We start from the raw sequence: 13,303 nt of genomic DNA on the forward strand, positions 1-13,303 counted from the left end.
TACCGGGCTGCTGACGCGAGCCCGGCGCCCACGAAGGCCGGGACACTGTTACTTCAACTGCGCCTGCGTGTAATACCCGCTGGTGACGAGCTCCGGCTGCCAGTTGTCCTTGTCGACGAGGATGGGCTTCACGAGGTAGGTCGGAACGATCTTGGCGCCGTTGTTATAGCTCTTCGTATCGTTCACGGGCACAGGCTTTCCAGTCAGCGCGTCGTCCACGATATCGGCTGTGATGCCAGCCAGCTTGCGCGTATCCTTGAACACGGTCGTGGTCTGGTCACCGCGTATGATTCCCTTGACGTTCTGCAGGTCCGCATCCTGTCCGGTGACGACCGGCATCGGTTGTTGCGCCGAACCATAGCCGACACCCTTGAGCGACGAAATCACCCCGATCGCGATGGCATCATTCGGCGTCCACACGGCATCGAGCCGGTTGTTGCCATAGAAGGCGCTCAGCAGGTTGTCCATGCGGGACTGGGCCGTGGCTCCGTCCCAGTTGCGAGTGGCGACTTTCTCGAATGCCACCTGCTTGCTTCGGATAACGAACTTCCCGTTGTCGATATACGGCTTGAGTACCGACATCCCCCCGGCGTAGACCATATGCGCGTTGTTGTCGTCAGAGGAGCCGCCGAAGACCTCCACGTTGAACGGGGTCTTGCTACCCGCCTTCTGCCAGGCGGTGACGATGCTTTGACCCTGCAGGACACCCACACCGTAGTTGTCGAACGTGGCGTAGTAGTCGACGTTCTTGGTCTGGCTGATCAGGCGATCGTACGAGATAACCTTGATACCCTTCTGTTGCGCAAGCGCCAGGGCGTCGGAGAAGGTCTTGCCATCGATCGGGGCGATCACGAGCGCCTTGACGCCCTTCGCCAGCATGTTCTCGACCTGATTGACCTGCGTCGGGACATCATAGTTGGCATACTGGAGATCGGCGGAGTAGCCCTTCGCCTTCAGCGCGTCGACCATGCTCTTGCCATCGGTAATCCACCGTGATTCCGTCTTGTCCGGCAGTGAAATGCCAATGACACCCTTGTCCTGGGCGTAGGCTGACAGGGACACCGCAGACAATGCAATCGAAGCGGCCACAGCTACAGCGACGTTCTTGATGATGTTCATCGTTTGTCTCCTAATAAGGATTACATAATTTACTTCTGACTTTCTTCAGTCAGTTTTTGGTAGCTGGTCCCGAAAGGAGGCCAGCCAGCCACTCGCCTTCCTACTCAATAAAGATCTCTGAACCGGCCTGCTTCGACGAAGCGAACATAGCCTCGATAACGCGGCTGATGTTGTACGCCTGCGTGGCGGGAACGACCGACGGTGTACCGTTACGAAGCGCTTCAAAAAAGGCATTCGATTCGCGGTCGAAGTAAACCGGGTTCCCGATTTCAGCGATATCGGGGGAATATTCGGTCTTCTTCGTGGCCCATATTTCGGGGAAGCTCGTTTCCTGCCATTCGGTCCATCCTTCCGGATAGGCCCCCTTGCCGGCGTCGTAGACCTTGTAGCTTGACGGCAGCGATCGCGAAGACATGATGCCTTCGGTGCCGTACGCCGTGATGTCCCAGCTTTCGGTCCACGGCAGCACGTCCCACGACATGAAGTCGATCACCACGATCTTGTCTTCGTAGTTCAGCACCGCGCCCGCCGCATCCTCGCGAGACTCGTCGCCATGAAAGTTCGGGAACTTCGTAATGCGGGCGTTAACACTTCGCGGCATGCCGAAATGCAGAAGGATGCGGTCCACCAGATGGCAGCCGATGACGAACACGGCGCCCCCGATGTCACCCGGCTGGGTCATGTGGGCAGTGCCCGCCTCGTCATGTGAGCAGCCGCCGTGCGCGCGCACCTGGACGACTTTCCCGAGGCGGCCGCTCTTCAGCGCCGCCTGCATGGCGTCGACCGACGGAGCGAAGCGCCAGCAGTAGCCCACCTGTACGAGACCGCCCGTACGCTCGACCGCTTCGACAATCCGTTTAGCATCCGCGGAGCTGCGCCCTGCGGGCTTTTCGCACAGGACCGACTTGCCGGCCTCGAGTGCTTCAATGGTCAGGTCGGCCATCTTCTCGCTTTTCGAATGCACGAGCACGACGTGCACATTTTCGTCAGCGAGGATGTCCTCTTTCGTTCGCGCCTCGAGGCCGAGCGCATCCACGAACGGCTTGAGCAACGGACTGGTGTCCCACGCGCCGAGCATCTTTGCGCCGGAGCGACGCTGGATCGCCTTGACCCGGCCGGACGTGTGGGGGTGGGTGACGCCAAGGCATGCCACGCCTATCGTTTCGTTGGGACCGATCTTTCGCGTCATGATTTATCTCCTCCAGATTACGACTTACACCTTGACCGATTTCCCTGATACAGCGGACTCGAACGCACAGTCGGCCAGACGCAGCGCCTTCAGGCCGTCCTGCACCGATGTCGGCAGAGGCGCATTCGTACGCAGCGCCTCGACGAACGCTTCGAGTTCGGCCTTGTAGGCCGCTTCGTAACGCTCAAGGAAAAAGTTGAGCAGGGGTTCGCGGACATCGGTCGCCTCCTTCGTCCAGCGACGGATCGTCGAAGGCCGGAGGTTTTCCTGAAGAAGCATGCCCTTGGAGCCCGAGACTTCCATACGCTGGTCGTAGCCGTACACAGCCTCGCGACAGCAGTTGATGTGGCATTGCTTGCCCGAAGCGGTCCGCAACTGCACCATGACCGTATCGAAATCGTCGAGCTCGGCCAGCGACGGGTCGACGAGCCGGCTCGCGAACGCCATCACTTCCACCGGCTCTTCGCCGAGCAGCCAGCGAGCCATATCGAGGTCGTGGATCACCATGTCGCGGAAGATGCCGCCGGAATGCTCGACGTAGTCGCGGGGCGGCATGCCAGGATCGCGGCTTGAGATGACAACCTGGCGCACCTCGCCCACATCGCCTGCGTCGATCGCCTTGCGGAAGGCCTGGGACGTGGGGTCGAAGCGGCGGTTGAACGCAAGCATCACACGGCCGCCGAGGCGCTCGACCTCGTTCGCCGCTGCGAGCGACTTTTCCATGTCCAGGTCGATGGGCTTTTCGCACAACACAGCCTTGCCTTTCGCTACGGCCTGCAACATGAATGTGATGTGGGTATCCGTCGGCGTGCCAATCACCACGGCATCTATGTCATCGCGCTCGAGGACAGTCGAGGCATCCGTCGACGCTTCGCAGCCGAGTCGTTCGGCGAGCGAGCTGGCAGCCTTCTCGATGGGGTCTGCGACGACAACCAGTTTCGCGTTCGGGCTCGCGGCCACGTTACCTGCGTGAATACGGCCAATCCGGCCAGCGCCGAGTACAGCGATACGAATCATGTGAGTCTCCAGGAGTACTTTGTGATTTAAGGTCAAGAGCGTCAGACGGAAGTCGCGCTTTTCGCCGAAAACTGGGCAATGGTGGTGTCGTAGGCGCGCTTTGCCATCTCGTCGAGCGGCAACTTCCGGTGCTTCTCGGAGATGAGCTCCACGCCGTAGTAAGGAAGCGTGCACCCTGCTTGTTGCAGGGCATCTATAAAGGCGGGACAGTCGCCGGCCCCTTCGCCACAAAGCTGGCGGTTAAAGCTCGAGTCCTCGAACAGCGTCCCTTTGACCTGCGCGGCTACGTCATTCAGCTCTACTCCCTTGATGAAGCGCGCAGAGATTTGGGCGACCTCGCTATAAGGGCTGCCACCGCGTGCCACGTGCCAGTGGTCAACCATCAGGCCACCGTTGGGTTGGTCGGCGCCTTGCGTAATCTTCAGCGCTTCCCCGATGTTTCTGATGGGCGAAAAAGGCATGAACTCGATTGCAACCGTCGCACCCACCGTCGCCACGTCTTCGCAAAGTTTTGCGAATTCGGCGGTCATGCGCGCAAAGTCAGCCGGACTTTCGTCGAAAGGGCTCGCACCGATTTTCAGATTGCGCATGCCAAGTTCGCCGCCCAGTTCGATGATACGGCGCCGGCAGCTGTCCGATTTGGCACGCGCCTCGCCGTCGAGGTACCAGTCCATGAGAATTTCGAGCTCGAAATACTTCATGCCCGTGTCTTCCAGAATCTTCTTGACGCCGGAGAGCCCGTATTTCCCGACGCTGTACTCGAGATCGTCGAGGATGAGGCCGATGCCTTTCCAGCCCGCACGCGATGCCGCTTCGCAACGATCTCGCAGCGGGAACGGACTGATTTCAGCCGGTCCACACGGATAGACGTCACCGGCAATAGTCCAGTACGCGGCCAGCAGATCAATGTTTTTCGTGCTCATGTGTAGTAATCCTGTTTCTCAGTTTCGTCAGCTCGTCGACGGCACACGCTCCCGCGTGCCAAACGGTTACGGGATTGCCGGCGCGGGCTTGGTGGACGTCGCGAGAGTGAAGTCCCACGACACAGACCAAAACGGTGATGAGAACCCGACGCGCTCGCCAGCTTCCGGGTCATCAATCTTGTTGAATTCGGCGATGAGTTCACGCTTGACGCCGAAGACCGAGTCTTCGGAAAGATACGGGCAGTCGGGCGTGAAAATGTGAGTGATGACGGGGTCAAAACCAGGCGCGGTCACGATGAAGTGCAAGTGAGCAGCCCGATTCGGGTGTCGGCCCATTGCGCCCAGGAGCTTCCCGACTGGACCGTCTGATGGAATCGGATAGTGGCGCGGCTTGACGGACTTGAACCAGTACCGGCCCTCTGCATCCGAGGTAAATACACCTCGCAGATTCGAGTCCGGTTGAATCCCCTTTTGCTGGACGTCATAGAAACCATCGTCGTTGGTCTGCCAGACCTCGAGCTTCGCGTTCGGGACAGGTGTGCCCCCGATGTCCGTCACACGGCCTGCCACGACCAGAGGTTCGCCCTTTCCGTCGAGGCAGATGTTCGCGCCGTTTTTATACTCGGGTGCATTCGCGACATAAAACGGGCCGAGAATCGTATTGGGCGTCGCCCCGCTCGGCCGGCGGTGATTGATTGCGTCAACGAGCATCGATACGCCGAGGATGTCCGACAGCAGGATGTACTCTTGTCTCCAGTCGGTACACATCTGACCGGTTTCCGTCAGGAACCGGATCGCGGCAAACCACTCTTCGTGCGTCGGCTCGATTTCCTTCACGGCCGCATGCAGATGCCTGACCAGAATGGACATGATCTTTTGCAGCCGCTCGTCGGCATTCTGGTCCATGCGGGCGTTAACGACATCGGCAGAGCGCGCTTCATCGAAATACGATGATGAGGATACCGAAACAGAGGGTTCTGGATACTGCATGAAGTGTCTCCTTCAATATTGTCGTACTGCTTTGAGACAAGTCTATATTCCCCGAAGTCGGCAAAACAGAGCTAAAAAGGGAATCTCTTTCGCGCAGACTGGGAAAGTGCGCGAAAGCAGGCCGGATTTTCCCATCCGCGCGACTGTCAAGCGGTCCAGTGCCGCTCGTACTCGTTCTGCTGAAACCGCTCGACGAGTGCATCGATGAAGAGGCGAACCTTCACCGGCATATGTGCCCGGGTCTGGAATGCAATATTGATAGTGAGCCTTGGCAGGTCCCAGTCATTGAGCACTGGAACCAGGCGGCCCGCCTTGAGGTCGTCGTACACGATGTACTTGGGCTGCACGAGAATACCCATGCCGTCGAGCGCGGCGACCCGAAGTATCTGGCCATCATTGGATTCAAGAAGAGGCTTGATCTTGACGAGAACCGATTCTCCCGTGCGACAAAATGCCAGCTCACGCGGATTGTCCGCGAGTCCGTAATTCAATACCTTGTGCCTGGCTAATTCCGCCGGCAGGCGTGGCGAACCATTTGCCTCAATATACGAAGGAGCCGCGACCAGTATTCGCCGCGTTGCGGCGAGCCGCCTTACCGTTATGTTGCTATCCGCCTCAAGAACCTTGGTACGGATGGCGACGTCGATGCCATTTTCGATGATGTCGTGGTACCGGTTTGCCGCCACGACATCCACCGTGATCTCCGGATAACGCGCTGTAAACTCCGAAAGCATAGGTGCAATGTGCAGCATGCAGAACGAGAGCGACGCAGTGACGCGAAGCACTCCGCTCGGTCGTACCGTTGCATCCTTGATGACCGACTCAGCTTCGCCGAGGTCCGCCAGGATGGACTTGCATCGTCTATGAAACTCGGCGCCTGCCTGTGTGAGATAGAGATTGCGTGTCGTCCTGCGCACGAGCTGGACCGCAAGCCGGGTCTCCAGGGAGATCAGGTAACGGCTTGCCGCGGATATGGAAAGATCCACAGCTTCCGCAGCCCGGCTGATGCTTCCGGTTTCGGCAACCTCAACGAACAGCTGCAGTTCCTTAAACTGATCCATCTTGTATCACCCTGCTTTTCTGCTAAGTTCCATCGCGCGACAGATCGCACGGGCGCGCGATTATCGAGAACCTTGCTTGGCCGCTTGTTTGTCTATGGCAGGCAACAATACTGTGTTCCCTCTATCGCTGAGAGGCCCAAACACATCAAAAAACCATCAATCAAAACGTTTACCCGGATCTGGCGCGAATTTATGCGGTGCGGCTTCGCGAGGCATGATCGTTAAGCGCCTGCGTGAATCTGGCGGGCTCCCAATCCTCGTCAAGTGCGCGTTCTATGAGTTCCCGTTGGCTTTCTGGAGCCAACCCGCCGACCGGTGGATTGCGGTCGAGGTTGGTAGGGAACGGGTACCCCTCGGCGCAGGACGCAATTGCTGCGGCGGCTTCGGCGCCACTCATTCGCCCCAGCGCGCGGCGCTCGCGCAATACCGGATAAACCGCCTCGCACATACTTCTACGGTCAAGCACTTCCATCGCGCGGCCATATGCGGACGAGACCTGCAGGAGATTCGCCATGCGCTGAACGTCCGCGGTGCGATTGGCACCCGCCGCATGAAACAACGCCGGATTAAAGAACACGGCATCGCCCTTCGAGAGTGGCAACTGGACGAAGTGCTCCTCGAAGTATTCGCGGAAGTCCGCACGCCGCCATGCCAGATATCCCTGCGCATACCGTTGCGAATACGGCAGGAGTTTTGTTGGTCCGCTCTCGACCGGCATATCGGTGTGTGCCACCGCCCCTTGCAGGGTGAGAAAGGCGGACATGGTGTGCACGTGCCCCGGGTAACGTTCAGCTTCGGCGACAGTCTGGAAACCAAGGTGGTAGTCGCGATGCGCCAGTTGAGCGTCGCCGCCGGGGCGAACCACATTGACCTGCGATGTCATCTGGTAACACGGGCCGAGCCAGGCTTCCGACACGGCCAAAAGCATCCGGTTCGAGAAATATTCCGCGAATACGGCCGGCGCTCGAAGGCAGAGCTTTTCCTGCGCATTCCAGATCCGGTCATTGGCGCCCGCTTTCGCGAAATGGTCTGCTGCTCGTGTGCCTTGCTCCAGCTCACTGCGGATAATGGATTCGAAGACGGCCGTAGCGGCATCGACGGATCGTGTGTCGGCGAATGCCCGATGGAGCACCAGCACCCCCGCGCCATCCCGAAGGACGTGCACCCATTCCGCCTGCAACTGCGCGAGCCCGGATGCATCGTCTACCAGACCATCGAGCTGATCACAGTCGTACACGGGAATTCCCTGCCTGATGTCCGCCGCATAACGCGTCGGGCAGTCGTCGCCCGCTTTGAGCTGGTCGATAAATTGATTGAGAGAGCAATCACGCTCGCTAAACCACTGCTGCTCACGCTTTGCGACGTATCCTTCGCCCTGTTTCATATCTCCCTCCACTGTGAACCAAGCATAGCCCCCAGCGCCGATATGCGGTTATCATAAAAACATCAAAAACACATCAAGAATGGAAAGACAGGCATGGCACACCGCTTTCTTATCAAGGAGATAGCTCTCCAGTCCGGCGTCGGGGTGGCAACAGTCGACCGGGTGCTCAATGGACGTGCCCACGTTCGTGAACACACACGCAAGCGCGTCGAGCAAGCCATCAGGGAGCTTGAAAAGCAAGAGATGCAGTTGGCGACCGTAGGACGAAAGCTCATGATCGACGTGATCGTGGAAGCGCCCGCACGCTTTGCCGACGAGATCAAGGACGCGCTTGAAACGGAACTGGCGGGTATGCACCCGGTAGTCATTCGTCCGCGTTTCATGATGCAGGAAACGATGACCACGGCTGAGGTGGCCGAATCGCTTCAGTCAATTGGACGTCGGGGAAGCCATGGGGTTGTGCTGAAGGCGCGCGATGTTCCCGAGATTACCGAAGCAATAGGCGACCTCCAGCGTCGCGGCATTCCGGTCATCACGATCTTCACCGATATCCCCTTGTCCGGACGCGTCGCATACGCGGGGCTGGACAATCGGGTCGCCGGCGCCACCGCCGCCTATCTCGTTGCGCAGTGGCTAGGCGCACGGGCTGGCAACATCCTGATAACAATGAGCGATGAGCGGTTCAGGGGCGAGGAGGAACGCGAAATAAGCTTTCGGCGCGCGTTGAGAACCCGATACCCACAGCTTACGTTGATTGATGCAAGCGGCGGCCACGGCCTTGACACGCCCACCGAAAAACGAGTGCTCAATGTCCTCGCCGCAGATACCAAAATCGCCGCGGTCTACTCCATGGGCGGAGGAAACGTCGCTATTCTTCGAGCACTCGAAGCACAACAGCAATCTCCGATTTGCTTTATCGGGCACGATCTGGATCGAGACAACGTGCGTCTGCTGCGTGAAGGCAAGGTCCAGGCGATTCTCCATCACGATCTACGTCAGGACATGCGCTCGGCGTGCCAACACATCATTTGTTTCCACAAACTCCTGCCGGCGTCGGCCGTATCGCCATCTTCATCGGTCGTTGTCGTGACACCAGAGAATATTCCCGCGCATATAGGTAGCCGGTTTCGTTGATAAGGGCGTTGATGCAGGCAGCGTGCAGTGTGGCAGCGGATAGCCACGGGGCACTCCGTTGACGCGCTGCCTCCGCACTTGATGAATCACCGGGCGCGAACCCGTATTCCATGACGGGGTGCTCGGGGGTACCTGTACATGAAGTTGCGTTGCAAACCGCGAACGCTCGGCGCCACGGATTCATGGTCGAATCCGGGAGCGCGAATCGCTTGATGCAAATGGTTCTGCGTCAATCAGACACAATATGGTGCCCTGCGCGGCAAGTCTGCGTGAGCCGAGTCGGGTTCGGAATATAGATTTTTCCGAACCCGTCCGCTCTCCTTAGAACTGAGTGGCAATACCCGCGATCACGCCGAACTGGCTCTTGCCGTAGTTCGGGTTTGTGCTCGACGCGGCGCTGCTCACCGGGTCGTTGTTGGTATTCGCGCCATACAGTCCGCTGTCGAGCCCAAGGTTGGACGTCGAACTATTGCGAACATAACCGAGCTCGGTGTACAGGAGCGTGCGCTTCGACAGCGAATAGTTCGTGCCAAGTGTGTATAGCGTCGCGTTGCCATTGCCGTGATTGGCGTTGGCGTGATACACCGCACCGGTGATCGAGAGCGCTGGCGTAGTCTGCCAGATGGCTCCAATCCATTCGTGATTGACTGCTGTCGGCAGCGTTGTACCTCCCGGCAACGTGGTTGGCGTGGCCGTACCGAAGTATCCTGCGTTGGACGCGTTGGGTGCGCTGAGGTGCTGATAACCAACATACGCGACCACTGGGCCGAGCGTGTAGGTCGCACCGGTAAGAGCGGAGCGCGACGCCAGGTAGACATTGCTGAACTGGCCGTTCTGATCGCGGACCTCGTCATAGGTGGCCTGCCAGAAAAGGCTCCCGGTCTGGTACGACAGCTTGATGCCGTCCGATCGCCCCTGAGCACTACCCAGACCGCTCGACGTGCCCAATTGGCCTGGAGCGCTTCCCGGATTCCCGGAGTTCCATTTCGTCGAGTTCGTCAGGTCGTATTGCCCCTGCAGCGTAAATCCCCCGAGTGTCGGCGACAGATACTCTGCACCGTTACCCGCCTGCGAAAAGATCCGGCCACGCACCAGCGTGCCAATCGCATATTTCTTGGTCTGCTGGGGGTCGACATCGCCCGAATACTGACTTATTTCGGCTGAGCCCATGTTGCCAAGCTTCAGTTGCCCCCACGTATCGTTATGCAAACCTACCGTCGCCTGCCCCTCGAAGAAGCTACCGTTGGCCAAGCTGCCGTTCTGTGTGTTCAGACGCGATTCAAGCTGGAAAATAGCCTTGGTTCCGCCACCGATATCTTCGGCGCCTTTGAGGCCAAATCGCGACTGGGCCCAGCCGCCGCTCTGCGCACCGACCACATGGCCCTTCGGCATGCCGGTCTCGTATTCAAGCCCGTTATCCACGATGCCATACAACGTGACGCTGCTTTGCGCACTGGCCGACGCCGCCGCCGTCATTGCGAACAACCCAAACAGAACCTTTTTCATTGCATCTCCTAATTATGTTATGTAGTACTACTATAGTAATTACCGCTGTGGTGAAAATCGCGTTGTGGCGATTGGATACTGCCGGCAGTACCTGACGTTCGGCAATGTCAAAAACTGGGCCATTGCCGTCTGTTAGTCACGCACAAAGCGCGCTTCCAACATCCGTTGAGAAGTGCGCGTAGTGTCCACCGTCCTCTCATTCGGATCCCGTCGAGTGAGAGGAGCACAAATCATTCGCCCGGAGACACCGCGCTCCTCCAGGCCCGGGTCAGCACACATCAGGTCGGCCGACTGTCCTGCTTCTTCAGTTGCGCTTGCTTGTTAGAGCCGCTTGCCGCCCGAGGTCGACGTGACCCAATTGGTTACTGGACGCGCCTGCTCAGCGAGCTTCATCGACGTACGGGAGATTGCGGAGCGAAGGGCTACCTGCGATAGGGTGTCTCCGACGTTGTTTTCGTGTAACTTTGGCCCGAGTGTATATTCGTCAACGATGAAGACACAGAGCCGAATGGGGAATCTCTTTCGCGGAAACCGGGAAAATCGGAACCCGTCCAGCGTCGACCGTACCTGACCTCGCATCATGGGGTTGGCACATTGCCGGTGCTGTCGCGTAAGATCGCGCGACAAAAAACTCCGAATCTCCCGGTCATGGTCAAATCCGGCGCGGGCTCGGCGCTTCGCAAGCCGGCCGGCGCCCGCCGCGTCGTCACCGGCTAATGGTCTGCTTCAGTGCTTCAACGGACGTCTTGATGCCAGCTTCCACGGACATTGTCAGGTCCTCCATTTCCAGAGATACCCAATCGTTGTATCCGGTCATCCGAACGACCGAGAAGAACTCCTTCCACCATTGGAGATCCTTCCCACAGCCGACCGCTACGTAATTCCACGAGCGTCGTGCCACATCTTCGATCGGCCTGGTTTCCAAAAGGCCATTGACATCGACGATTCCCCGTTCCAGGCGCGCGTCCTTGCCGTGCACGTGATGAATCGCGTCACCTAACGCACGCGCCGCGGCGATAGGATCCGCACCCATCCACATCATGTGGCTTGGGTCAAGGTTTAGCCCGACCATAGGCCCCACGGCCTCGCGAAGCCGAAACAGCGTTGCGGGATTCCAGACCAGCATTGAACTGAAATTTTCCAGCGCGAACTTTTCAACGCCGCATGCTTTTGCCTGACTAACGAGTTGGTGCCAATAAGGAATGGCGACGTCGTTCCACTGATAGTCCAGGCAATCTTTCAGTGACGGGGGCCAACTGACGGTCGAGGTGATCCAGTTCGGAATTCGGTCCTCCGGGCTAGCAGGTGGCAGCCCGCTCATCATGACAATCTTCTTTACGCCAAGGAGTTCTGCAAGCCGGATCGTCTTGTCCGTATCGGCCTTGTGCTTCATGCCGAGCGTTCCCGGATCAAGCGGATTGCCTGAAACGTTCAGTGCGGCAATCTCCAGGCCACGGCTCTCCAGCGCCTCCTTGAGGCTACGACGCTTGCTCGCGTCTTCCAACAATTCGTCCGCTCGCAGATGCGGTGCAGAAGACCAGCCACCTACGGTCATTTCCACGCCGGATACTCCGAGCTCACATAATTTATCGAGCATCTGCTCATACGGCAGATACCCGAGGCTGTCAGTACAAAATGAAAGTTTCATTGTTGTCTCTGCTCAGTTCAATTGCTTGATTCCTACCGCGGTATGCTATTTTTCCGGGCCTTCTGTATGGCAAACGATTACAGATGCCGGCGCTCAAATCAGGCTGCGGTGGCGACCTTCCCGTCGCTATAGAGCGCCGGCTTTTCGTTCAGCGCCACCTTGACCTTTTGTCCTGTCTTTTGTGCTGCAACGCCGGCCTCGCAGCAAGCTGCAGTGGCATATCCGTCCCATGCCGATGGCCCGTTGACCGTGCCTTCCCGCGCGGCGTCAACCCACGTTTGCAGTTCCAGGTTGAATGCGTCCTCGAAGCGTCCGACAAAGCTGGGCGGTACTGCCCCGCCCCAGCGGCCCGACGATCGGATATAGGGTCCAATGTCGTTGCCGATGTTAACAATCCCGTCTTCGAAAACCGCTTGCGCTGCAACTTGATAGCCAAATTGCGCGTTGACGAAAATCTCGACGTCGACCAGGATGCCGCTTTCCGTTTCCATCAACACTTGCTGCGGGTCGTGCTGGCCGTGATGCGCGTGGCGCGTCGGGCGACCAAGCCGGACCTGCACGGTCGTGATTTCCTCGCCCGTCAAATATCGAATTCCGTCGAACTCGTGCACAACGGAATCGTTGATCAGCATCTCGCTTGTGAAGCTCGATGGCGACGCTGCGTTGCGGTGAGAGAAATGGAGCATCAGCGTATCCCCCATTTCACGAGACTCGATGAGGCGTCTCAGTTGCTGGTATTCCCGGTCGAACCGACGCATGAAGCCAACCTGAATAAGCTTCCGGCCAATCTTTTGTTCTTCTTCAATGATTCGCCAGGATGAGGCAGCGTCAGGGGTCAGCGGCTTTTCACAAAGAATCGGCTTACCTTGCTCCATAGCTTGCAGCAACGTTTTTTCGTGAAGAAACCCCGGCGTCGCGATCACCACAGCATCGATACGGTCGCCAGTGAACAGCGAGCCAAGCTCGGTGGCCGCGATCGCACCAGGTGCCCTGCTTGCAACGCGCTGCGCGCGCTCCGCGTCCACATCGACTACGGCGACTACGCTCGCACCGGCGATACGATTGGCGAGCCGTTCGACGTGATCTGAACCCATGAGGCCTGCACCAACCACTGCAACGCGAAGTTCCTTTTTCATTATTAGGCTTCCTAATTTATGGCCATGGAAAATTGACCAAACTTGGATTCTTGCGTCCACATGGGTGAGATCGCACCCAGAGATGACTATCCGATCCGATTGTGCTTTGCACGAAGAACCGGTCAACTTGGATAGTGCTCCAAGCGCCTCTGATATTCGACGGCGGTGACGTTCACGATCCTCTCATGGTTTTCCT

11 protein-coding genes are annotated in these 13,303 nt (G+C 58.3%); 1 reads left to right on the forward strand and 10 read right to left on the reverse strand.

Translation table 11 applies throughout. The annotated features are described in order from the left end of the window. Positions 1-48 precede the first annotated feature (48 nt). From chvE to ABH944_RS04840, 7 genes are all read right to left on the reverse strand, one after another. The gene (chvE, locus tag ABH944_RS04810) at positions 49-1,119 is read right to left on the reverse strand and encodes a multiple monosaccharide ABC transporter substrate-binding protein (RefSeq protein WP_062089932.1); all 1,071 of its coding nucleotides are present in this window, start codon (positions 1,117-1,119) and stop codon (positions 49-51) included. Positions 1,120-1,219: 100 nt separating this feature from the next. Beyond that, positions 1,220-2,308, reverse strand: a complete 1,089-nt coding sequence (locus ABH944_RS04815) for a Gfo/Idh/MocA family protein (protein ID WP_404604344.1) — start codon at positions 2,306-2,308, stop codon at positions 1,220-1,222. Between the two features lie 24 nt (positions 2,309-2,332). Next, positions 2,333-3,325 (reverse strand): inositol 2-dehydrogenase, encoded by a 993-nt coding sequence (iolG, locus tag ABH944_RS04820; protein WP_404604343.1) that lies wholly within the window; start codon positions 3,323-3,325, stop codon positions 2,333-2,335. 41 nt (positions 3,326-3,366) lie between these two features. Further along, a complete protein-coding gene (locus tag ABH944_RS04825) occupies positions 3,367-4,248 on the reverse strand; it encodes a sugar phosphate isomerase/epimerase family protein (RefSeq protein WP_404604342.1) in 882 nt (293 codons plus the stop codon). A gap of 66 nt (positions 4,249-4,314) precedes the next feature. Next, positions 4,315-5,238, reverse strand: coding sequence for an intradiol ring-cleavage dioxygenase (locus ABH944_RS04830; protein WP_404604341.1), 924 nt, complete (start codon positions 5,236-5,238; stop codon positions 4,315-4,317). A 146-nt stretch (positions 5,239-5,384) separates the two neighbouring features. After that, positions 5,385-6,299, reverse strand: a complete 915-nt coding sequence (locus ABH944_RS04835) for a LysR family transcriptional regulator (RefSeq protein ID WP_404604340.1) — start codon at positions 6,297-6,299, stop codon at positions 5,385-5,387. 190 nt (positions 6,300-6,489) lie between these two features. Beyond that, positions 6,490-7,683 carry a phytanoyl-CoA dioxygenase family protein gene (locus tag ABH944_RS04840; protein ID WP_404604339.1) on the reverse strand — a complete coding sequence of 398 codons (1,194 nt, stop codon included), beginning with the start codon at positions 7,681-7,683 and terminating at the stop codon, positions 6,490-6,492. 93 nt (positions 7,684-7,776) lie between these two features. On the opposite strand from ABH944_RS04840, the gene ABH944_RS04845 reads away from it, so the two are divergent. Next, complete coding sequence (locus tag ABH944_RS04845) at positions 7,777-8,817, forward strand: LacI family DNA-binding transcriptional regulator (protein ID WP_404604338.1); 1,041 nt, start codon at positions 7,777-7,779, stop codon at positions 8,815-8,817. 321 nt (positions 8,818-9,138) lie between these two features. On the opposite strand, the gene ABH944_RS04850 is transcribed toward ABH944_RS04845, so the two are convergent. The 3 genes from ABH944_RS04850 to ABH944_RS04860 all read right to left on the reverse strand — a co-directional run bounded on the left by ABH944_RS04850 (position 9,139) and on the right by ABH944_RS04860 (position 13,167). Then, positions 9,139-10,323 carry a porin gene (locus ABH944_RS04850; RefSeq protein WP_404604337.1) on the reverse strand — a complete coding sequence of 395 codons (1,185 nt, stop codon included), beginning with the start codon at positions 10,321-10,323 and terminating at the stop codon, positions 9,139-9,141. A 706-nt stretch (positions 10,324-11,029) separates the two neighbouring features. Then, a complete protein-coding gene (locus tag ABH944_RS04855) occupies positions 11,030-11,971 on the reverse strand; it encodes a sugar phosphate isomerase/epimerase family protein (RefSeq protein WP_404604336.1) in 942 nt (313 codons plus the stop codon). 98 nt (positions 11,972-12,069) lie between these two features. After that, positions 12,070-13,167, reverse strand: a complete 1,098-nt coding sequence (locus ABH944_RS04860) for a Gfo/Idh/MocA family protein (RefSeq protein ID WP_404604335.1) — start codon at positions 13,165-13,167, stop codon at positions 12,070-12,072. Positions 13,168-13,303 lie beyond the last annotated feature (136 nt).

The sequence above is a fragment of the Caballeronia udeis genome, assembly GCF_044909315.1.
GTDB classification, from domain to species: Bacteria; Pseudomonadota; Gammaproteobacteria; order Burkholderiales; family Burkholderiaceae; genus Caballeronia; species Caballeronia udeis_A.

What these genes read in the sequence shown, in the direction of transcription:
- chvE (WP_062089932.1), bottom strand. Translation starts at nt 1,119, where the DNA reads ATGAACATCATCAAGAACGTCGCTGTAGCTGTGGCCGCTTCGATTGCA.
- ABH944_RS04815 (WP_404604344.1), bottom strand. Translation starts at nt 2,308, where the DNA reads ATGACGCGAAAGATCGGTCCCAACGAAACGATAGGCGTGGCATGCCTT.
- iolG (WP_404604343.1), bottom strand. Translation starts at nt 3,325, where the DNA reads ATGATTCGTATCGCTGTACTCGGCGCTGGCCGGATTGGCCGTATTCAC.
- ABH944_RS04825 (WP_404604342.1), bottom strand. Translation starts at nt 4,248, where the DNA reads ATGAGCACGAAAAACATTGATCTGCTGGCCGCGTACTGGACTATTGCC.
- ABH944_RS04830 (WP_404604341.1), bottom strand. Translation starts at nt 5,238, where the DNA reads ATGCAGTATCCAGAACCCTCTGTTTCGGTATCCTCATCATCGTATTTC.
- ABH944_RS04835 (WP_404604340.1), bottom strand. Translation starts at nt 6,299, where the DNA reads ATGGATCAGTTTAAGGAACTGCAGCTGTTCGTTGAGGTTGCCGAAACC.
- ABH944_RS04840 (WP_404604339.1), bottom strand. Translation starts at nt 7,683, where the DNA reads ATGAAACAGGGCGAAGGATACGTCGCAAAGCGTGAGCAGCAGTGGTTT.
- ABH944_RS04845 (WP_404604338.1), top strand. Translation starts at nt 7,777, where the DNA reads ATGGCACACCGCTTTCTTATCAAGGAGATAGCTCTCCAGTCCGGCGTC.
- ABH944_RS04850 (WP_404604337.1), bottom strand. Translation starts at nt 10,323, where the DNA reads ATGAAAAAGGTTCTGTTTGGGTTGTTCGCAATGACGGCGGCGGCGTCG.
- ABH944_RS04855 (WP_404604336.1), bottom strand. Translation starts at nt 11,971, where the DNA reads ATGAAACTTTCATTTTGTACTGACAGCCTCGGGTATCTGCCGTATGAG.